Annotated in this window: 27 protein-coding genes and 1 tRNA gene; 12 read left to right on the top strand and 16 right to left on the bottom strand. The window is 58.5% G+C overall.

Annotated features, from left to right (window positions below; translation table 11 throughout):
• Window positions 1-123 precede the first annotated feature (123 nt).
• A complete protein-coding gene (locus CWE01_RS09050; RefSeq protein WP_100940190.1) occupies window positions 124-1,194 on the bottom strand; it encodes a hypothetical protein in 1,071 nt (356 codons plus the stop codon).
• A 48-nt stretch (window positions 1,195-1,242) separates the two neighbouring features.
• Between CWE01_RS09050 and CWE01_RS09045 the strand changes: the two genes are divergently transcribed.
• Window positions 1,243-2,763 (top strand): DNA cytosine methyltransferase, encoded by a 1,521-nt coding sequence (locus CWE01_RS09045; protein WP_100940189.1) that lies wholly within the window; start codon window positions 1,243-1,245, stop codon window positions 2,761-2,763.
• A gap of 307 nt (window positions 2,764-3,070) precedes the next feature.
• Here the strand turns inward: CWE01_RS09045 and CWE01_RS09035 are convergent, their stop codons facing one another.
• Window positions 3,071-3,301, bottom strand: a complete 231-nt coding sequence (locus CWE01_RS09035; RefSeq protein ID WP_100940187.1) for a hypothetical protein — start codon at window positions 3,299-3,301, stop codon at window positions 3,071-3,073.
• Window positions 3,302-3,622: 321 nt separating this feature from the next.
• On the opposite strand from CWE01_RS09035, the gene CWE01_RS09030 reads away from it, so the two are divergent.
• The 9 genes from CWE01_RS09030 to CWE01_RS08990 are packed head-to-tail and all read left to right on the top strand — an operon-like array spanning window position 3,623 to window position 7,581.
• Complete coding sequence (locus CWE01_RS09030) at window positions 3,623-4,264, top strand: hypothetical protein (protein ID WP_100940186.1); 642 nt, start codon at window positions 3,623-3,625, stop codon at window positions 4,262-4,264.
• Window positions 4,261-4,455 carry a hypothetical protein gene (locus CWE01_RS09025; RefSeq protein ID WP_100940185.1) on the top strand — a complete coding sequence of 65 codons (195 nt, stop codon included), beginning with the start codon at window positions 4,261-4,263 and terminating at the stop codon, window positions 4,453-4,455. The genes CWE01_RS09030 and CWE01_RS09025 overlap by 4 nt, the downstream gene beginning before the upstream one ends.
• The gene (locus tag CWE01_RS09020) at window positions 4,448-4,813 is read left to right on the top strand and encodes a hypothetical protein (protein WP_100940184.1); all 366 of its coding nucleotides are present in this window, start codon (window positions 4,448-4,450) and stop codon (window positions 4,811-4,813) included. Before CWE01_RS09025 ends, CWE01_RS09020 begins: the two co-directional genes overlap by 8 nt.
• Window positions 4,814-4,859: 46 nt before the next feature.
• Complete coding sequence (locus CWE01_RS09015) at window positions 4,860-5,171, top strand: hypothetical protein (protein WP_157815195.1); 312 nt, start codon at window positions 4,860-4,862, stop codon at window positions 5,169-5,171.
• Complete coding sequence (locus tag CWE01_RS09010; protein ID WP_100940182.1) at window positions 5,164-5,625, top strand: hypothetical protein; 462 nt, start codon at window positions 5,164-5,166, stop codon at window positions 5,623-5,625. The genes CWE01_RS09015 and CWE01_RS09010 overlap by 8 nt, the downstream gene beginning before the upstream one ends.
• Window positions 5,626-5,677: 52 nt before the next feature.
• Window positions 5,678-5,917 carry a hypothetical protein gene (locus CWE01_RS09005; protein WP_100940181.1) on the top strand — a complete coding sequence of 80 codons (240 nt, stop codon included), beginning with the start codon at window positions 5,678-5,680 and terminating at the stop codon, window positions 5,915-5,917.
• Between the two features lie 32 nt (window positions 5,918-5,949).
• Window positions 5,950-6,219 (top strand): hypothetical protein, encoded by a 270-nt coding sequence (locus CWE01_RS09000; protein WP_100940180.1) that lies wholly within the window; start codon window positions 5,950-5,952, stop codon window positions 6,217-6,219.
• A gap of 37 nt (window positions 6,220-6,256) precedes the next feature.
• Entirely contained in the window at window positions 6,257-6,469 is a 213-nt protein-coding gene (locus CWE01_RS08995) for a hypothetical protein (protein WP_100940179.1), read from the top strand.
• Window positions 6,469-7,581 carry a phage integrase Arm DNA-binding domain-containing protein gene (locus CWE01_RS08990; protein WP_100940178.1) on the top strand — a complete coding sequence of 371 codons (1,113 nt, stop codon included), beginning with the start codon at window positions 6,469-6,471 and terminating at the stop codon, window positions 7,579-7,581. The genes CWE01_RS08995 and CWE01_RS08990 overlap by 1 nt, the downstream gene beginning before the upstream one ends.
• A gap of 87 nt (window positions 7,582-7,668) precedes the next feature.
• Here CWE01_RS08990 and CWE01_RS08985 read toward each other — a convergent pair.
• From CWE01_RS08985 to thrS, 9 genes are all read right to left on the bottom strand, one after another.
• Window positions 7,669-7,745: transfer RNA gene (locus CWE01_RS08985), tRNA-Pro, on the bottom strand.
• Window positions 7,746-7,836: 91 nt separating this feature from the next.
• A complete protein-coding gene (locus tag CWE01_RS08980; protein WP_017128239.1) occupies window positions 7,837-8,193 on the bottom strand; it encodes a MerR family transcriptional regulator in 357 nt (118 codons plus the stop codon).
• The gene (gene ihfA / locus CWE01_RS08975) at window positions 8,174-8,476 is read right to left on the bottom strand and encodes an integration host factor subunit alpha (protein WP_002553164.1); all 303 of its coding nucleotides are present in this window, start codon (window positions 8,474-8,476) and stop codon (window positions 8,174-8,176) included. Before ihfA ends, CWE01_RS08980 begins: the two co-directional genes overlap by 20 nt.
• Window positions 8,477-8,479: 3 nt before the next feature.
• Window positions 8,480-10,861 (bottom strand): phenylalanine--tRNA ligase subunit beta, encoded by a 2,382-nt coding sequence (gene pheT, locus CWE01_RS08970; RefSeq protein ID WP_100940177.1) that lies wholly within the window; start codon window positions 10,859-10,861, stop codon window positions 8,480-8,482.
• A gap of 35 nt (window positions 10,862-10,896) precedes the next feature.
• The gene (pheS, locus tag CWE01_RS08965) at window positions 10,897-11,913 is read right to left on the bottom strand and encodes a phenylalanine--tRNA ligase subunit alpha (RefSeq protein WP_100940176.1); all 1,017 of its coding nucleotides are present in this window, start codon (window positions 11,911-11,913) and stop codon (window positions 10,897-10,899) included.
• Between the two features lie 110 nt (window positions 11,914-12,023).
• Window positions 12,024-12,380: a 50S ribosomal protein L20 gene (gene rplT / locus CWE01_RS08960; RefSeq protein WP_100940175.1), complete on the bottom strand. Its 357-nt coding sequence runs from the start codon at window positions 12,378-12,380 to the stop codon at window positions 12,024-12,026.
• A 27-nt stretch (window positions 12,381-12,407) separates the two neighbouring features.
• Complete coding sequence (gene rpmI, locus CWE01_RS08955; protein WP_002553160.1) at window positions 12,408-12,602, bottom strand: 50S ribosomal protein L35; 195 nt, start codon at window positions 12,600-12,602, stop codon at window positions 12,408-12,410.
• A 60-nt stretch (window positions 12,603-12,662) separates the two neighbouring features.
• Window positions 12,663-13,214: a translation initiation factor IF-3 gene (gene infC / locus CWE01_RS08950; RefSeq protein WP_177103717.1), complete on the bottom strand. Its 552-nt coding sequence runs from the start codon at window positions 13,212-13,214 to the stop codon at window positions 12,663-12,665.
• Window positions 13,214-15,136 (bottom strand): threonine--tRNA ligase, encoded by a 1,923-nt coding sequence (thrS, locus tag CWE01_RS08945; protein WP_100940174.1) that lies wholly within the window; start codon window positions 15,134-15,136, stop codon window positions 13,214-13,216. The genes infC and thrS overlap by 1 nt, the downstream gene beginning before the upstream one ends.
• A 372-nt stretch (window positions 15,137-15,508) precedes the next feature.
• On the opposite strand from thrS, the gene CWE01_RS08940 reads away from it, so the two are divergent.
• Together CWE01_RS08940 and CWE01_RS08935 are read left to right on the top strand one after the other, a co-directional pair.
• Window positions 15,509-15,808: a hypothetical protein gene (locus CWE01_RS08940; RefSeq protein ID WP_100940173.1), complete on the top strand. Its 300-nt coding sequence runs from the start codon at window positions 15,509-15,511 to the stop codon at window positions 15,806-15,808.
• Window positions 15,809-16,101: 293 nt separating this feature from the next.
• Window positions 16,102-16,314: a cold-shock protein gene (locus tag CWE01_RS08935; RefSeq protein ID WP_003179963.1), complete on the top strand. Its 213-nt coding sequence runs from the start codon at window positions 16,102-16,104 to the stop codon at window positions 16,312-16,314.
• Between the two features lie 71 nt (window positions 16,315-16,385).
• Here CWE01_RS08935 and CWE01_RS08930 read toward each other — a convergent pair whose 3' ends face one another.
• The 5 genes from CWE01_RS08930 to rbsK form a co-directional block, all read right to left on the bottom strand.
• On the bottom strand, window positions 16,386-16,712 hold the full coding sequence (locus CWE01_RS08930) for an I78 family peptidase inhibitor (RefSeq protein WP_100940172.1): 327 nt from the start codon (window positions 16,710-16,712) through the stop codon (window positions 16,386-16,388).
• Window positions 16,713-16,883: 171 nt separating this feature from the next.
• The gene (locus CWE01_RS08925; RefSeq protein ID WP_100940171.1) at window positions 16,884-17,189 is read right to left on the bottom strand and encodes a hypothetical protein; all 306 of its coding nucleotides are present in this window, start codon (window positions 17,187-17,189) and stop codon (window positions 16,884-16,886) included.
• Between the two features lie 5 nt (window positions 17,190-17,194).
• On the bottom strand, window positions 17,195-18,223 hold the full coding sequence (locus tag CWE01_RS08920) for a nucleoside hydrolase (RefSeq protein WP_100940170.1): 1,029 nt from the start codon (window positions 18,221-18,223) through the stop codon (window positions 17,195-17,197).
• Window positions 18,224-18,251: 28 nt separating this feature from the next.
• Window positions 18,252-18,656: a D-ribose pyranase gene (rbsD, locus tag CWE01_RS08915; RefSeq protein WP_100940169.1), complete on the bottom strand. Its 405-nt coding sequence runs from the start codon at window positions 18,654-18,656 to the stop codon at window positions 18,252-18,254.
• A complete protein-coding gene (rbsK, locus tag CWE01_RS08910; protein WP_100940168.1) occupies window positions 18,653-19,573 on the bottom strand; it encodes a ribokinase in 921 nt (306 codons plus the stop codon). The genes rbsD and rbsK overlap by 4 nt, the downstream gene beginning before the upstream one ends.
• Between the last annotated feature and the right edge of the window lie 20 nt (window positions 19,574-19,593).

The following is a 19,593-nucleotide window of genomic DNA, read 5'->3' as shown; positions in this document are numbered from 1 at the left end:
CACAAAGAAGAACAGTGCAAAAAAACCTAAAGTTTAAACATTGCATCGAAGCACTCCGCTATTTTCAAGAATTATTTTCCTCACCTCAACGAATCATGCCAGCCGGCGAGGGAGCCTATCGGCTTACTTGCGAATTTTTCCCACTAATTCGGCAAGCTTATCTAAGCCATCGAATGTTGAAGGTATAGCACTTTCATCATTAACGATACCGCTGAAGACAACCTGCTCAAAACGCTCTAGCAACCCAGCACTACCTTCAGGTGCGCCTTTTGAGTATTCAGCATAACTCTGTACAAACTGACATAGTGTCATCCGCAAATCAATCTGAAGCAACTGGGCCTTAATAGAACGAAAGTTTTGAAGGGCGACCCTAAAAAAATAGAGGAGCAGCAATTCCAAACCAGCCAGAGCAGCAAGTCCAATGAAGTCCGGGTCAGATTTTGCAGCAGCACCGAGCACACTAAAAAATTTAACAACCATGGGAATCAACAACAAAAAACCAAGCACCAAAAGAAAGGAAAAATTCCACCTCCTCTCCGAAACCTTTGTTGCCCTCAGATTTTTGAAACCCGAATAAAGGCCAACAAAATTAAATGCAGTTTCATACGTCTCAAGCTTTTCGGCCAAAGCGCTCACTCGGGTTTCTCTATCCAAGATAGATTTTTCAGCGTCCTTTTGTTGGCTTTCAGAGCGCTTGATAACTTCCGGCAAATCTTTTAAGGAGGTCAGACTTGGGTGATACAAGTAATGCTGAACGATATTAATTAACATTTGATGACCAGCATATCTAACTTGCGTAGCCGCAACCCCGTATTCGAAATCAGACACACGAGACAGAAGCGAGAGTAGATCGGACGAAATCGGATGAGGACTACTAAGTTGATACTCGATTACAAATCTGTAGCAGTGTGCAAAAAGATACTCTGCATCTACCTCACCCAAGTCAAACTTTCTCACTTCCTCCATAAATCTATCCCCCAAAGAAGCAATATTCATAATGCATCTTTCGTCAAAGCTCTCGGGATAACTCTCAACGTGAGAAAGTGTAACCCCGATAAACTCAAGCAGGAACTTATACTTAGCATTATCGCTATCTCTTAATGCATCCAACCCACTACGAACCTTAATCACCATATTAGATAGAATTTGCTTGTTGCGATCAGTGTCGAAATAGCTAGCCCTTGGAATACTCATACTCCCTCCCATCCCCCAAAAGACCAAATATACAGGCGAGGCGCCACTATGCCCATCTCCTACGGCTCTGTTTGCTCCGGCATTGAGTCTGCGACACAAGCCTGGCACCCGCTGGGCATGCGCGCAGCCTGGTTCGCCGAGATGGAGCCCTTTCCTTCGGCGGTCCTGGCGCACAGCTACCCCGGCGTTCCAAACCTCGGCGACATGACCCGCCTGGCGGCTCTGGTGCTGGCCGGCAAGATCACGGCGCCCGAGGTGCTGATCGGCGGTAGGCCATGCCAGGCATTCAGCGTGGCCGGAATGCGCGAAGGCCTGGCCGATCCGCGCGGTGCCCTCACCATCAAATACGTGGAGCTTGCAGATGCAATTGACTATGTTCGAGTCGCCGACGGAAAGCCGCCAGCCGTTGACGTCTGGGAAAACGTCCCGGGCGTCCTCTCCGACAAAGGCAACGCGTTCGGCTGCTTCCTCGGCGCTCTGGTGGGCGAATCCCAAGAACTTCAGCCGCCAGGGGGAAAATGGAAGGACGCTGGTTGTGTGTATGGACCCACGAGAACAGCCGCATGGCGGGTTCTGGACGCCCAATATTTCGGCCTGGCCCAACGACGCCGTCGTGTGTTCGTTGTCGCAAGTGCTCGAGACGGGTTCGATCCCCTCGAGGTACTTTTTGAGCGAGAAGGCGTGCGCCGGGATACTGCGCCGCGCCGAGGCGAGGGGCAAGACGTTACCGGAACAGCTCCTTTCGGCCCTGCGCTCCAGTGCGGGTGCAGTTACGTCTTCGGAGAAGACCTAGGCCCATACGGGTGCCCGAACTGCGAGGGAGATGAAGGCCCGGCGGTTGAAGTGTTCGCTGGAATCCCGGCGTTCGGTGGGCACAGCCTGGAAGGCTCGGTTGAGCGGTCGGCCACACTGACCGCAAAGGACAGCCGTCTGGATATGGAAAGCGAGACGTTCTTCATTGCGCCAACACTCGCCGGCGGCGGCAGAAAGTCCGGAGGGTATTCGCTCGACGACATCCCCATCACCGCACCCGCACTCAGAGCCCAGGCCCAGAGCAGTCACCGCGCCGACTCGGAAGCGTTCATCGTGGCCGGAACGCTCAGCGCCAATGGCAAAGCGGCCAGCAGCGCCACCAACCAGGACGCAGAATCGGGTCTGCTCGTTGTGCACGGAACGCAAGACCCGGGCACCAGCAGCACCACGGCGTTCGCCTTGGGCCGAAACAACGGCCAAGAGAACGCGCTCATGGTTGCTGCGTTCGCCGAGAACTCGCGCGCCGAGGTGCGCTACGAAGACGGTGACGGCGGAGTTTCTGGCTCACTATCTGGAGGCGGCGGCAAAGCCGGCCAAGGCATGCCAACCGCACAGGTCGGCGCTTCGGTACGCCGCCTGACTCCTCGCGAGTGCGAGCGCCTCCAGGGCATGCCCGACAACTACACGCTGATCCCCTGGCGCGGCAAGCCAGCCGAGGAATGCCCTGACGGCCCGCGCTACAAGGCGATCGGGAACAGCAAGGCGGTCACTGTGGTGCGCTGGATCGACCAGCGCATTCTTCGCCAAATGGCCTGACAACGACCCTGTATCAGGAAGAAATCAGCTGATGCCTGGGCGCGTCAAAGCTCGAGATAATTGGCGACGCCGTTGCGACTTTGTTCATCGCTATCCAAGTCCTCGTGCGCTCCACATCAAACGACTGCTTCTGGCTCGCCATAGTGTCAACAAGCGTCCGGGATACCCGATATCGGCCACACTCAGCGCAGTTGCGCTCATGCCAATCGCCACCAGACTCGTAGGTCTCCGCAGCCCCTTTGCAAATTAAGCAGGTCATTTTCCAGCCCTCCTTGTGAATGACCTAGCAACTGTAGCCGATCCCTAATTATCCGCGACTCTTCACCAGCTTCGCACCCAGCTCCCGGCCGGCGACCTGTGCCAGACCACGGTCAGGAAAGATTCGGTCGCCCGCAATGACCGGCACCACCACCGCTCCACCCCGTTTCACCTCGACGTTGATACGCCAGGTCTCCCGGCCCTCATCGTCTTTGTCGCACTCCATATAGTTCCAGAGCTGAAAGCCTTCGTGCTCATCATAAATGTCGTGCTTTGTCATGGGCCAGCCCGCTTGAGGAAGGCACCATCGTAGCACCTCGACCCGCCGGGCATGTGCCGGGCAGGAATAGCCATGGGTCGAGATGGCTCTGTAATCCTTGGCTACCCGCGAGGGCGATGAGCACCGTAGCCAAGTGGATCGAGGCTGCGATCAGGTTTATCCATTCGGTCAGTCGTTTCATGTTGAGCACCGCTTAGTTGAAGTGCCACTGATTCTGATGTCACGACGGATTGGCTTGTATACCTGGAACCTTTTCTTCCGTTTCCTAAAACTTTCCCCCTTGACATCACTTCCGGTCGTGACGGCCGGCGAGGACGACTCATGCCCACAGAAAACAAACCCGCCGAGGTGCTGAAGGTTGAGCGCTCCACGGTAACGAAGCTGGTCATCACCGGCGCCCCGCGGCTCGATCCCATCACCGTATTCCTCGAAGACTTCGGACGCCGCGCCTGCCCGACCGAATCCAACCCGAACTACCAGACCGCTCAGGACAAGATCACCATCAATTGCCGGGACAACAGTTGGAACGCCTATTGGGGAGGCATGGGGCCGCGTACCGCCGCAGAGTTCGTCTCCGACTGCGACTGGCACTACATCTTGAACTGCTTGGATCACGGGATCGGCGCTACCGTGTTCAGTGGTGACGCGTTGTATACCCTGGCCAAGAAGTGCATCTTCCAGCGCCGGCGGCAACAGACCGGGCGCCACGACTGGGAGCTGGGCGAGCTGAGCAAAGGTGAAGCTCGTGAGCTTTGGCATGACATCGACGCTCTGCGCGGCATCGAGAGCTCAAACGAATGCTGGCACCACAGCAGGCTGCTGACCGAGCTGTTCGGCGAGGAGTGGCATTACTCCATCGATGGCAAGGCTGTCGAAGAAAACCAAAAGTTCACGTACCTGCGCCGGGTTGTCGAAGCGGTCCAGCAGGCGCTTAGCCAGGAGCAGCAGCTGGTGACCACATGAAGCGCATCCACCCCAGCGGCCCCATGACCGGCCTGCCCGACGACCCGTACGATCGTTTCAAGGCCCGCCAGCAGAAGAAGGCAGGTAAGTCAGCAGAATCCCGACAGGAGTACATTTGTACCCCTGTCCGCAGTAACGCCTCCCCCTTCAAGTCAGCCGCCGAGCAGCGGCCAAGGAATCGTCATGCCTGAAGAAACCGTTTTGATCCAACCGGTGCCGGTCGAGCGCGACACTGATAGCTGGTGGTCACACCCTGACTACCTGTCGGAGTTCGACGACGAGATTACTGAGGCGCAATTCCAGGAATGGTGCCTGCGCCACCAGGTGGAAACCAAAATCACCTACATGGAAAGCGATGTGCCCGTCGACGTGTTCGATGCTTACATGGATGACGGCCAGTGCGACTGCTCCAAGTGGGATATCCAAGCCCCAGCGGAAAGAGGCTGGTTCATCCTGTCGATCCACGACGCCGAAGATGGTCCGGTCTGCATCTGGGGGCGCCGCGCAGTGCCGGTACCGAAATTTCCCGTCCAGAGGGTGACGCCATGATCGCCCTCGCCTACATGGCCTGGCTCATCTACAAGGGGCCGAAGCCGTGAAACAGACAATGCAGGAACAGTTCGAACAGGCGTTCAGCGAGGACAACAGCGGTGTGCCGGTGACATTCGTCAAGCTACAGCGCCAGGGCGATAGCTACAGCGAGCCTCGGACCGCCCGGGCCTGGTACTGGTTCAAGCGATCCCGCGAGACCCTGGTGGTGGATCTGCCAACGGTCGACCCTGAACCGGAACCACCAGAAGACGCGATCGATGACAGCTGGCTGGACGCCCACCATGCTGCGATCCGCATGCGCAATGCGTGCTTCAAGGCCATTGATGCCGCCGGCGTGAAGGTGGGCCATGAGTGACGCCCCCACTGAGCCCCAGGAGTATCTGTACGGCGTGAAGGTCGTGCAGATCGAAGACCTTCGGGTTGCCCGGGGCATGACGCGCCGCCCGGGAAGCGCCTGCCGACACAAGAGGCTGGTCTACGACGACAAAGAAAGGCGTGTCTGGTGCAGCGACTGCGAAGCCGAGGTCGAGGCATTTGACGCTTTCATAGGGATTGTTGAGGTGTTCAGTGCCGGAATGAGTTCGCTGAAACGCCGGCGTAGCGAACTGGACGAGGCCGAGAAATTCCAGATACGCAGCCGGGCCGCGAAAGTGATGGATGACGCCTGGCGCAGCACGAAGATGGCACCGCTCTGCCCTCACTGCATGACCGCGATTCTTCCTGACGACGTTGCGGGTGGCGTTGCCAAAACGTCCAAGGCCTTGGTCCTCGCAGCGCGCAAGCGTCAAGACAGCAACAAGTCGAAGTAATCCCATTCAACTCTATGACAGCCCGCCGGCCGACGGCGGGCGAGGAATCCGCATGCCCGCCTGGAAACTGTTCGTCGCCCTCATGGGTGCATTGGTCTACCTACTTATTACCGGGGCCTGGTTCTTTATGTTCGCGCCCGAGCAACTCGGCGCCGCAACGGTGAAAGGCCTGGTCATCGCATTCGTCGGGACCATGGCCTGGTTCATCGCCTCCCTGTGCATCGCTATTCACATCATTCAGAACGCTTGGCCAGCCCCGCCAGGGCCCGATAGTGACAAGCAATCTAATTGACCCACTGCCGCCATGGGCGGCGAGGAATCCTCATGCCCCACATATTTGGCAGCCGGCCGCTGCTGGCCCGACTCAACTCCCGAATCCAGAAATACAGCGGCTGCACCACTGTGGCACTGGGCACAGATATCGCGCTGCACCGGCAGTCGGTGGAAGAACTCGTCCGGTTACATGCCAATCAGGAAGAGCTGCTGTCGGCCGCCAGGGAAGCCCTTGCCGTCATCAACCGTATAAAGCCGGCCGGCAACGGCAATGGCACTCAAGTCAGGCTCGCCGAGGCAATCGCAAAGGCCACCCAATAACCACCTTCTTCCGCCATGGGGCGGCATTGAGCAAAAAATGAAAAGAGAGCTGATCAAGATCAGTGAGTTTCAGCGCCGGCGCTGGGGGGAGAATGGAACTCCGCCGTGCCCCCAGGCAATTCGAAATCACATTCGTAACGGCCAGATTCCTGGCGAGCAAATTGGCAAGCTCTGGTACATCGACTGGGCGGCCTTCAGTAAGTCGGCCGGAAACGATCTTGTCGCAATGGTATTGAAAGGAGCCGCATGATGGTCCCACGGCCGCGCAACAAGGCGAACAAGAGCCTCCCGCAGAACCTGTACTTCGATTCTCGGCGCTCAACCTATCGCTACCGGCGGCCCACCGACGGTAAGTGGTTTCAATTCGGCACCGATCGCATCAAGGCCATTGATGCAGCAAAGCAATTAAATCTGGAGTTCATGCGCGGTGCCGACCTGGTCGGTGCCGTACTGTCAGCCTCGTCGGCGTCATTCTCTGGCTTCCTCGACAAATACGAGAGCGACGTATTGCCTCCGCGCGAACTTGCCGCGGGCACCCTGGGCCTGTATGCAGTGCACTTCAGGCGCTTTAGCAAGCAGTTCGAAGGAAAGGCCGTAGACCAGATCACGATCCGCATGATTGCGGAAATGCTGGATGAGCTCACCCCGAGGACGGCCAACCAATGCAGGGCACTGCTGGTGGATATATTCAACCACGCAGCAGCCAAGGGCCTGTGCCCTGACAATCCAGCCGCCAGCACAATCAACCGTATCGAGAAGAAGCAGCGCAAACGCCACACGGTAGATGGCCTGAAAGCCATTCGCGAGAAGTCCCCGTCCTGGTTGCGAAACGCTATTGATCTTGCGCTGATCACCGCTCAAAGGCGCACCGACATCCTCGATATGCGCTTCGACGGCGTTCGAGAGGGCTTCTTGTACGTCGTGCAGAAGAAAACAGCTAAGGCCGGTGACGCCGCCTGGATTCGTTTTCGGGTGACAGCGGAGCTACAGGAAGTGATCAGTCGGTGCCGAGACAACATCGCTTCGCCCTACCTGGTGCACCGGAAGCCGGACCGCCTGAAACAGAAGCAGGCACAGACCAAGGATCACTGGACCAAGGTTGAAGAACGATATTTGACGCGGGCATTCAAGGAGGCCAGGGAGGCGGCCGGGTGCTACACGGGGTGGAAGGAGGAGGAGATGCCGGGCGTTCATGAAGTCAGGGCGCTTTCACTGCACCTGTACCAGAAGGCCGGAAAGGACGGTCAGAAAATTGCCGGTCATGCGAGCGAGGGCATGACCAAAAACTACCAACGGGACCATGAAGAAATCGTCTGGTCTGAGGCGATTCCTGACCTAAATATCAGTGAACTCACCGGGTAGTTTTGCGCAGGTATTGCGCGAGTTTTGCGCAAGCCAGAAACGAGAAAGGGGATCATTCACCTAAGTGCTTGATCCCCTTACGAAATATGGTCGGGACGGAGTGATTCGAACACTCGACCCCTAGCACCCCATGCTAGTGCGCTACCGGACTGCGCTACGCCCCGACTAGGCGTGAAACTGGGTTTTGCTTCTTGTGGAAGCGAGGAGAAATATACCGCAAGCTTTTGAAATGTCAAAGTATTTTAAAACCTTGAATCACTTCTTCAGCACCACCAGCACATCCTCAAGCTCCGAGATCATCTGGCGGATCAGTTGCTTGTACTGGGTGCTGTCATCCTTGGCCTCATCGCCGGAGAGACGCAGACGCGCCCCGCCGATGGTGAACCCCTGGTCGTACAGCAACGCGCGAATCTGCCGGATCATCAGCACATCATGGCGCTGATAATACCGGCGATTGCCACCACGCTTGGCGGGGTTGAGTTGAGGAAACTCTTGTTCCCAGTAACGCAGCACGTGCGGTTTGACCGCACACAGCTCGCTGACTTCACCAATGGTGAAGTAGCGTTTGCCTGGGATCGGCGGAAGCTCGTCGTTATGACTTGGTTCCAGCATAGGCCTCAACTCGGGCTTTCAACTTCTGCCCTGGACGAAAGGTGACCACACGGCGAGCCGTGATCGGGATTTCTTCTCCCGTTTTTGGATTGCGGCCAGGCCGCTGGCGTTTATCCCGCAAGTCAAAATTGCCGAAACCCGACAGTTTGACCTGCTCGTTGTCTTCGAGAGCGTGTCTGATTTCTTCAAAAAACAGTTCGACCAATTCCTTGGCCTCCCGTTTGTTCAGACCCAGCTCCTCGTAGAGACGTTCCGCCATTTCAGCTTTCGTCAGAGCCCCCATACGTCACTTCCTTAACGTGGCGTTCAACCTGGTTTCGAGCGAGGTGAGGATATTTTGCGTCGTGGAATTCACCTCATCGTCATTAAGAGTGCGCGATGGATGCTGCCAGGTCAAGCCAACTGCAAGGCTTTTTCTATGCGGATCAATGCCTTTACCCTCATAGACGTCAAAGAGCCTGAGCTCTGTGAGCCATTCGCCTGCATTTTCACGGATTACGTCCAGCACGGCACTGGAGGCCACACCTTTGTCCGCCAGCAACGCCAGGTCACGACGCACTTCAGGAAAGCGCGACAGCTCGCTGAATTTAGGCATTTTTCCCAACGCCACTTCAGCCAATACCAGCTCGAAAACGAAGACCGGACGGTCGAGACCGAGGGTTTTCGACAATTCGGGGTGGATTGCGCCGATGAAACCGACCAGACGCCCTTCCCGCTCGATGCGCGCGGTCTGACCCGGGTGCAACGCAGGGTGTTTGCCCGGCACGAAGGTGAACGAATCCAGTGCACCGGCAAAGCCCAGCAGCGCTTCCACGTCAGCCTTGACGTCGAAGAAGTCGACGGTGTCGCGACCCTGTGCCCAGCCTTCTGGCAGACGGCTGCCGCACACCACGCCAGCCAGCATCGGTTCTTGCTTCAGGCCTTCCAGCTGACCGACAAAACGCAGGCCGCTTTCGAACAGACGCACGCGATCCTGCTGACGGTTCAGGTTGTGCTGCAACGCCTTGACCAGACCTGGCCACAGGGACGAGCGCATGGCCGCCATGTCGTTGGAGATCGGGTTGGCCAGCAGCAACGGCTCGACGCCCGGGTTGAACAGTTCGAACTGCTTCGGATCGATGAAGCTGTAGGTGATCGCTTCCTGGTAACCGCGGGCCACCAGTAGACGACGCAGCTCAGGCAGGTCGCTACGGGCTTCAGCCTTGGCTTGTGGCGCCAGGCGGGCTTGTGGGTAACGAACCGGCAGGCGGTTGTAGCCGTACAGGCGCGCCAGTTCTTCGATCAGGTCGACTTCCAGGCTGATATCGAAGCGATGGCTTGGTACTTCTACCTGCCACTGCCCTGCTCCGCTGGCGACAATGCCCAGGCCCAGGCCGGACAACAGGCGCTCGACCTGCGGTGCATCCATTTCCATGCCCAGCATCTGGGTGATGCGTTCGGCACGCAGGGTCACCGGAGCAATGGAAGGCAGGTGCGCTTCGCTGACGGTTTCGATGATCGGGCCGGCTTCGCCACCGGTGATTTCCAGCAGCAGGCCAGTGGCGCGCTCCATGGCTTCACGGGCCAGTTGCCAGTCCACGCCACGCTCGTAGCGGTGCGAGGCATCGGTGTGCAGGCCATAGGAACGGGCCTTGCCAGCGACAGCGATCTGATCGAAGAACGCGCTTTCGAGGAAGATGTCACGGGTGGTCGCGGTGTTGACGCCGCTGTGCTCGCCCCCCATCACGCCGGCAATCGCCAGGGCGCGGGTGTGGTCGGCAATCACCAGGGTATCGCTACGCAGGGTGACTTCCTGGCCGTCGAGCAGCACCAGCTTCTCGCCTTCTTCAGCCATGCGCACGCGGATGCCGCCATTGATCTCGGAAAGATCGAAAGCGTGCAGCGGCTGGCCCAGCTCGATCATCACGTAGTTGGTGATGTCGACGGCGGCGTCGATGCTGCGCACGTCGGAACGACGCAGGCGCTCGACCATCCACAGCGGGGTCGGCTTCGAAAGGTCGACGTTACGGATCACACGGCCCAGGTAACGCGGGCAGGCTGCCGGCGCCAGGACTTCAATCGAACGGACTTCGTCGTGCACGGCAGGCACAGCCGGTACTACCGGGCGGGCGACCGGAGCGGCATACAGCGCGCCGACTTCACGGGCCAGACCGGCCAGGGACAGGCAGTCGCCACGGTTCGGGGTCAGGTCGACCTCGATGCTGGCATCGTCCAGGCTCAGGTAGACACGAATGTCTTCGCCGACCGGCGCATCGGCCGCCAGCTCCATCAGGCCGTCATTGCCTTCACCGACCTGCAGCTCGGCTTGCGAGCAGAGCATGCCGTTGGACTCGACGCCCCGCAGCTTGGCCTTCTTGATCTTGAAGTCGCCGGGCAGTTCGGCACCGATCATCGCGAACGGGATCTTCAGGCCCGGGCGCACATTCGGCGCGCCGCAGACCACCTGGAAGGTCTCCGAACCATTGCTGACCTGGCACACACGCAGCTTGTCGGCATCCGGGTGCTGTTCGGTGCTGAGGACTTCACCGACGACCACACCACTGAACGCGCCGGCGGCCGGCGTCACGCTATCGACCTCAAGACCGGCCATGGACAGACGAGCGACCAGCTCGTCGCGGCTCACTTGCGGGCTTACCCAGCCACGCAGCCATTGTTCACTGAATTTCATCCTGCTCTCCTAATAGATTCGTTACGGGTCGCGACCTAGCGAAATTGCGCGAGGAACCGCAAGTCGTTGTCGAAGAACAGGCGCAAGTCGTTCACGCCGTAACGCAGCATGGCCAGGCGTTCAACGCCCATGCCGAAGGCAAAGCCCTGGAACTCTTCCGGGTCGATCCCGGACATGCGCAGCACGTTCGGGTGAACCATGCCGCAGCCCATGACTTCCAGCCAGCCGGTCTGCTTGCAGACGCGGCAGCCTTTACCGCTGCACATCACGCATTCCATGTCGACTTCAGCGGACGGCTCGGTGAACGGGAAGTAGGAAGGACGGAAACGCACCGCCAGTTCCTTCTCGAAGAACACCCGCAGGAACTCTTCGATGGTGCCTTTCAGGTCGGCGAAGTTGATGTCGCGATCGACCAGCAGGCCTTCGACCTGGTGGAACATCGGCGAGTGGGTGATATCCGAGTCGCTACGGTACACACGGCCTGGGCAGACGATGCGGATCGGCGGCTTTTTCGATTCCATGGTGCGGACCTGTACCGGCGAGGTATGGGTGCGCAGCAACATGTTGGCATTGAAATAGAAGGTGTCATGCATCGACCGGGCCGGGTGATGGCCTGGGATGTTGAGCGCTTCGAAGTTGTGGTAATCGTCTTCCACCTCGGGACCTTCGGCGATGCCGTAGCCGATGTGGGTGAAAAATTGTTCGACACGTTCCAGAGTCCGGGTGACCGGATGCAAACCACCGGAAGTCTGGCCGCGGCCAGGCAGGGTCACGTCAATGGACTCGGCCGCGAGCTTGGTGGCCAGGTCGGCCTCCTCGAACGACGCCTTGCGCGCATTGAGAACCTCTGTGACACGCTCCTTGGCGACGTTGATCAGCGCACCGACTTGCGGACGCTCCTCTGCCGGCAAGCTGCCCAGGGTCTTCATCACCTGAGTCAATTCGCCTTTCTTGCCAAGGTAGTGAACCCGGATTTGCTCCAGGGCATTGATATCTTCAGCGCTTTGCACAGCCTCGAGAGCTTGAGAGACCAGCGCGTCCAGGTTTTCCATGTACAGACTCCAGATACGAAATAGGGGAAGAGCTTAAAGGCTCTTCCCCTATTTATGACGTTTGACACCGAACCTCACAAAAGCGAAGCCCGGTGATTGTCGGGGGGTACTTAAGCCAAGGTGGCTTTAGCTTTCTCGACAATCGCAGCAAACACCGCTTTTTCGTTCACAGCCAGATCAGCCAGAACCTTACGGTCGATTTCGATCGACGCTTTTTTCAGGCCAGCGATGAAACGGCTGTAGGACAGACCGTTGATACGCGCACCAGCGTTGATACGAGCGATCCACAGAGCGCGGAACTGACGTTTTTTCTGACGACGGTCGCGGTAGGCGTATTGGCCTGCCTTGATGACCGCTTGCTTGGCAACACGGAATACGCGCGAGCGAGCGCCGTAGTAGCCTTTTGCAAGTTTCAGAATCTTTTTGTGACGCTTACGGGCAATGACGCCACGCTTTACACGAGCCATGAGTTACTTCCTCTATTCAACCAAAAATTAACGAAGGCGCAGCATGCGCTCGACTTTTGCCACGTCAGACGGATGCAGCAAGCTGCTACCGCGCAGTTGACGCTTACGCTTGGTCGACATTTTGGTCAGGATGTGGCTCTTGAAAGCGTGCTTGTGCTTGATGCCGTTAGCAGTTTTCAGAAACCGCTTGGCAGCACCACTTTTAGTTTTCATCTTTGGCATGTTCGGATACTCCGCATTCAGTTGATAAACATAACCGCAAGGCCTGCCGTGCCCTGGTGGTTACTTCTTCTTTTTCGGGGCGATGACCATAATAAGCTGGCGTCCTTCCATCTTAGGATGCTGTTCGACCGAACCGTACTCGAGCAGGTCACCTTCAACCCGCTTGAGGAGTTCCATCCCCAGCTCCTGGTGGGCCATCTCACGACCGCGGAATCTCAAGGAAACCTTGGCCCTGTCCCCATCACTCAGGAAACGTACCAGGTTGCGCAGTTTTACCTGGTAATCCCCTTCCTCCGTCCCTGGACGAAACTTGATTTCTTTAACCTGCACTTGCTTCTGGTTTTTCTTCGCAGCAGCAATTTGCTTTTTCTTTTCGAAAATCGACTTGCCGTAGTCCATCACCCGGCAGACGGGTGGCACTGCATCGGCGGAAATTTCCACCAGATCCAGTTTGGCTTCTTCGGCAATCCGAAGCGCTTCATCAATCGAGACGATGCCAATCTGCTCGCCATCAGCGCCAATTAACCGAACCTCGCGTGCCGAGATATTCTCGTTGATCGGGGCCTTCGGTGCAGCTCGTTTATCTTGTCTCATTTCACGCTTAATAGTAATTACTCCGAATCTGGGCGACCACGCCGGGAAACCGCTTGCGCGAGGAACTCGGCGAACTGGGCGACGGGCATCGAGCCCAGGTCAGCACCTTCACGAGTACGCACAGCGACAGTCTGCATCTCGACTTCCCGATCTCCGATAACCAAAAGATAGGGAACCTTGAGCAAAGTATGCTCGCGGATTTTAAAGCCGATCTTTTCATTTCTCAAGTCAGACTTGGCACGAAATCCGCTTTCGGCCAGAGTTTTTTCCACTTCGAGGGCAAAATCAGCCTGCTTGTCCGTGATATTCATGATCACGGCCTGGGTTGGCGCCAGCCAAGCAGGGAACGCACCCTCGTAGTGCTCGATCAGAATCCCGACGAAACGCTCGAAGGAGCCGAGGATCGCCCGGTGCAGCATGACCGGGTGCTTACGGCTGTTGTCTTCGGACACGTATTCGGCGCCCAAACGGATCGGCAGGTTGAAATCGAGCTGCAGGGTACCACACTGCCACACGCGACCGAGACAGTCCTTGAGCGAAAATTCGATTTTCGGACCGTAGAAGGCGCCCTCGCCCGGCTGCAGGTCGTACGGCAGGCCGGCGCTGTCGAGCGCGGCAGCCAGTGCGCTTTCGGCGCGATCCCACAGTTCGTCGGAACCCACGCGCTTTTCAGGGCGGGTGGACAGCTTCATTTCGATGTCTTTGAAGCCGAAGTCGGCGTAGACATCCATGGTCAGCTTGATGAACGCCGCGGATTCAGCCTGCATCTGCTCTTCGGTGCAGAAAATGTGGGCGTCGTCCTGGGTGAAAGCCCGCACGCGCATGATGCCGTGCAGCGCACCCGATGGCTCGTTGCGGTGACAGGCACCGAACTCGGCCAGGCGCATCGGCAGCTCGCGGTAGCTCTTCAGGCCCTGGTTGAACACCTGTACGTGGCACGGGCAGTTCATCGGCTTGATGGCGTAGTCGCGGCTTTCCGACTGGGTGGTGAACATGTTTTCGGCATAGTTGGCCCAGTGCCCGGACTTCTCCCACAGGGAGCGATCGACCACTTGCGGGGTCTTGATCTCCAGATAGCCGTTGTCACGCTGCACCTTGCGCATGTACTGCTCGAGCACCTGGTACAGGGTCCAGCCGTTCGGGTGCCAGAACACCATGCCCGGCGCTTCTTCCTGGGTATGGAACAGGCCCAGGCGCTTGCCAATCTTGCGATGGTCGCGCTTTTCCGCTTCTTCGATACGCAGGACGTAGGCGGCCAATTGCTTCTTGTCCGCCCAGGCAGTGCCGTAGACGCGCTGCAGCTGTTCGTTCTTGGCATCGCCGCGCCAGTAGGCGCCGGACAGCTTGGTCAGCTTGAAGGATTTCAGGAAGCGGGTGTTCGGCACGTGCGGACCACGGCACATGTCGACATATTCTTCGTGATAGTACAGCCCCATGGTCTGCTCATTCGGCATGTCTTCGACCAGGCGCAGCTTGTAGTCTTCGCCGCGCTGGGTGAACACGTCGATGACTTCGGCGCGTGGCGTGACCTTCTTGATCACGTCGTAGTCTTTTTCGATCAGCAGCTGCATGCGCTGCTCGATCGCGGCCAGGTCGTCCGGGGTGAACGGACGCTCATAGGCGATATCGTAGTAAAAACCTTCATCGATGACCGGACCGATGACCATTTTCGCCGTCGGGTACAGCTGCTTGACCGCGTGGCCAACCAGGTGCGCGCAAGAGTGGCGAATGATCTCCAGCCCCTCTTCGTCCTTGGGCGTGATGATTTGCAGGGTAACGTCGCTGTCGATCAGGTCGCTGGCGTCGACCAGCTTGCCGTTGACCTTGCCGGCCACGGTGGCCTTGGCCAGGCCCGCGCCAATGGAAGCGGCGACTTCGGCTACGGAAACCGGATGGTCGAACGAACGTTGACTGCCGTCGGGAAGAGTAATAGTGGGCATGGCGCCTCCTCTCCTAGTGGTGACCCCTACCAAAGGTCACGTGGGTTGGGATGAGCAGCCAGTACGCGATTCGTCCAGCCGTTTAATCAAAAACGCCTGCCGCACAGTGGCAGGAGCCGTAAGGCCAACCGGAAACGAACCAGAGTGACTGGAGTTCAAAAAAGGGTTGATGGCTCGGTATCGAGCGCGAGACACGACTGCAATACCAAAAATAACCAAGTCTGGGATGCTAGCACAGATGAACGGTCATCGCCTCGTTCACAAACTGCTAAAGTCGCGGGGGTTTTGTGCCCCGGGGTGAACTTGCCCCCCGCTCAGCCCCTCAAATGCCAAGCAACACGGTATTCACCTGTCTTCAAGGAGTATTCGAACATGCGCCTGATTCATCTTTTCGCTTTTGCCGCCCCGCTCGCCCTGCTGCTGCCACTGAGCGCACAGGCCGCCTGGCCGCCCGGCGCCAAAGCCAGCTACATGAAAGACTGCGTTGGCGCGGCCAGCCAGAGCGTCAACCCGACTGTGGCCCAGCAACACTGCACCTGCGGTGCCGATGTCATCGAGAAAAAATTCACCTCCGTGGAAATCACCCAGTTGATGAACTCCAAGACCATGCCGCCGGAGGAGCTGCGCGACCGCGCCTTGAAAGAAATCGCCGTCTGCAAGGTGCAGAAGTAACCCGCAGCCACGGGGTTTTTAGGCCTCAAACCGGGTGAAAAACACCGGAAAAGGTGATTTTTATCAATATTTACGCAGCTTTTATGGGTTTTTTTAGGGGCTGTCGTTTTCAGTGAAAGCCTTTAAAACCGGGGCCTCCAGCCAATAAAACGGCTAAACAAAGCGCGACGGATGGGCAATCCGCTGCTGGGGGGGGCTCCCAAGTCGAACATTTCGACTATGATAGCCCAGTGTGCCCAGTTGGCCTGAGCAGCACAGTACTACTGAAAATATATGTTTCTTGGAGATACACCATGTCTAATCGCCAAACCGGCACCGTAAAATGGTTCAACGATGAAAAAGGCTTCGGCTTCATCACTCCTCAAGGTGGCGGTGACGACCTGTTCGTACACTTCAAAGCTATCGAAAGCGACGGTTTCAAAAGCCTGAAAGAAGGCCAGACCGTTTCCTTCGTGGCTGAGAAAGGCCAAAAGGGTATGCAAGCTGCACAGGTTCGTCCGGAGTAAGTTTCCGCGAACTGAAAAAACCCCGTCCATGCGACGGGGTTTTTTATGGGCGCTACAAAAGCCCGGAGGCCTCAGCCACAGTTGGCGCGAATGATCTTGCCGCTGCTGTCGGTGTTGAGGTTCAGACGGTCCGAGCGGTATTCCAGGGTGACCATGTCGTTGGGACCCAGGACCCGCGCGCTCTGTGCGCCGCTACGGGTGCGGGCCTGCTGCAGCAGCGCGGCCGAGGCCGTCTGGCCGATGGTGAAATCGGCGCCTTTGGCTTCGCAACGATCGTAGGTGATCTGGGCGCCCGAGTCCTTGGCCGGCTCTTTAGCCGCGGATGACTCGGAGGTGGAGCAACCCGCCAGTACCGACAGGGCGAACAGCGTCCCCAGGGATGCAAGCTTCCAAGGCATGAAGCCTCCTTCAAATAAAATAAGTAGAGTGCGTGCGACCGCGATTTGCGTCATTGGTTGCACGCAAGGGGTCAGATCATCCGATTCCGACAGCCGCCGCTGACAAGTCTGCCTGACCTGTCCCGCGACTTCTGCGGGGAATCGTGACTGAATATGAACGAGCGATTTCGTTCAGTAAATGTCGATGTAATCGAAGGGCGGGTTGGGCCAGTTCTGCTTCAAGGCATTGAATATCTGCATGACCCAGACCTCGTCGGCGGCCGCGACCTTGCCGACGTAGCCGGAGCCGGCCGCCCAGGTTTCCAGGCGGAACAGCAAGCCGTCGATCTGCGCGCCGCCGACTACCCCCGAGGAGATATACGCCAGGCCCGAGCGCGTCACGCGCAGCTGGGTATGCTCCTCATCGCTGGCCGCCGCGAGCATCTGGCGCACGGCGTCCTGGGTCAGGTTGTCAGGGTTGTTCAGATCGATCTGCATGGATATCACTTAAGGCGTGCCAGACGCTCTGTCAGCAAGTTGAAGAAGCCTTGGGCATCGCCATTCTCGACCCAGAACACGTTCTTGGGCTGTTTCAGGCCGTCGTACCAGTCGACGATGGTCTGGCCGAAGGTCGGGCCTTCACGGCTGTCGATCACCATATTGACCTGACGTCCGCTGAACAGCTCGGGTTTGAGCAGGTAGGCGATGACGGTGGCGTCGTGTACCGGGCCGCCAGGAATACCGTAGTGTTCCATGTCGCCCTTGACGTATTCGTTGAGGATATCACTGACCACCTTGCTGGCGTTGTTGTTCAGTGCCGCGATCTTCTTCAGGCGCTCGTCGCTGGTGAGGATCTTGTGGGTCACGTCCAGGGGCAGGTAGGTCAGCTTGACGCCGCTCTTGAGCACCACTTCGGCGGCCTGGGGATCGGCGAACATATTGAATTCGGCGACCGGGGTGATATTGCCACCGTTGAAGTGCGCACCGCCCATGACCACCACTTCCTTGATGCCCTGGGTGATCTCGGGATCCTGGATCAAGGCCAGCGCCAGGTTGGTTTCTGGCCCGAGCATGGCAATGGTGATGCTGTGGGGCTCGGCCGCACGCAGGGTCTCGATCAGGTAATTGACCGCATTGCCCTTGGCCAGAGGCGCCTTGGGTTCATGCACGGTGACGCCGGAGATGCCTTCCTTACCGTGGATATTCTCGGCGTAGATCGGCGTACGCAGCAGCGGCTTGGGCGCGCCGGCATACACAGGCACCTCTTCGCGCCCTGCCCACTCGCGGGCCAGGCGGGCATTACGCGAGGTCTTGTCCAGGCGCACGTTGCCGGCCACGGTGGTCAGCGCACGGATATGCAGCTCTTCCGGCGAGGCCAGGGCGAACAGCAGCGCCACCACGTCGTCGGCCCCCGGGTCGGTGTCGATGATCAGGTCGATCTTTTCCGCCGCCTGGGCGCCTGTAGCCGTGAGGAAGGACAAAATCAGCAGACTCCGAAACCAGCGTTGCAAGATCTGAGCATAGCGTTGCATAGCGCACTCCTTGTGCGAGAAAGAAAGGTTAGAACGTAACGCCGGCCACCAGCACGACGTTGCAGTAAGGCTGGCATTCGCCGGTGCGGATGACGGCCCTGGCCTTGCGGTTGAGCACTTTGAATTCTTCATGGCTGAGCAGCCGACGCTGCCCCAAGGCGCCCTCGGCGTTCAGCGCGTCGAGGTGTTCCAGGGCCGGTGGGCGCTTGAGCAGGATTTCCTCGGCCAGCACATGGCTCTCGACCTGCATTTCGCTGAGTATCGTGCGCAAGGTGCTGACGAAATCGGGGATCCCGTGGGTCAGGGCCAGGTCGATCAGTTCCACACCCGGCGGGACCGGCAGGCCGGCGTCGCCGATGACCACCATGTCGCCGTGACCAAGGGACGCGATCAGGCGCGACAGGGCAATATTGAGCAGCGGTGTCTTTTTCATGGCGATTTGAAACCTTGTACGTCGGACAAGTGGGGAATGGACGGCTGGGCACCGGCGCGGGTCACCGACAGCGCCGCCGCGACCTGGCCGAAGCGAATGGCCTCGGCTTCGCTTTGCCCTTGGGCCAGCGCCGCCGCGAAACCACCGACAAAGGTGTCGCCGGCCGCCGTGGTATCGAGGGCCTTGACCTTCGGCGCCGGGAAATGCGCAAAACCCTGGCCATCGGCGAACAACGAACCCTGGGCGCCGAGGGTGACGATCACCTTCCCTGCCCCGGCGGCCATCAGTTGGGCGGCGGCGGCCTTGGCACTTTCCAGGGAGTCCACCGGCAGGCCGCTCAGGGCCGAGGCTTCGCTTTCATTGGGAATCAGGTAGTCGATCGACGCGTACCAGTCGGCCGGCAGCGGCGCACTGGCCGGCGCCGGGTTGAGGATCACGATCTTGCCCAGCTCACGCCCACGCTTGAGCGTGTAGCCGACGGTTTCCATCGGCACTTCCAGCTGGCAGATGATCACATCCACGTCCTGGAGCACCGCGTCAAAACCCTTGAGCACTTCAGGGGAGAGACAACCGTTGCCGCCTGCGACAATCACAATGGCGTTCTGGCTGTTGTCATCGACAACGATCAGCGCGACGCCACTGGACACGCCCGGCGCAACCGTGACCGCCTGGCAATCGATCCCCTCCGCCAACAACGCATCGCGCAGTTGCGGACCGTAGGCATCGTCACCCACGCAACCCATCATCGACACCGTGGCGCCCAGACGCGCGGCCGCCACGGCCTGGTTCGCGCCCTTGCCGCCGGACACCGTGGCGAACGACTGGCCCACCAGGGTCTCCCCGGCCCGCGGCAAGCGCTCGGCACGGGTGACCAGGTCCATATTGAGGCTGCCCACCACCACTACTTTTGCTTGCATACATCAGTACCCATCAATTC

The organism is Pseudomonas sp. QS1027 (assembly GCF_002814235.1).
In the GTDB taxonomy this organism is placed as follows: Bacteria; Pseudomonadota; Gammaproteobacteria; order Pseudomonadales; family Pseudomonadaceae; genus Aquipseudomonas.
The sequence above is the reverse complement of the archived record's forward strand: the minus strand, read 5'-3'. Positions and strand labels throughout refer to the sequence as shown.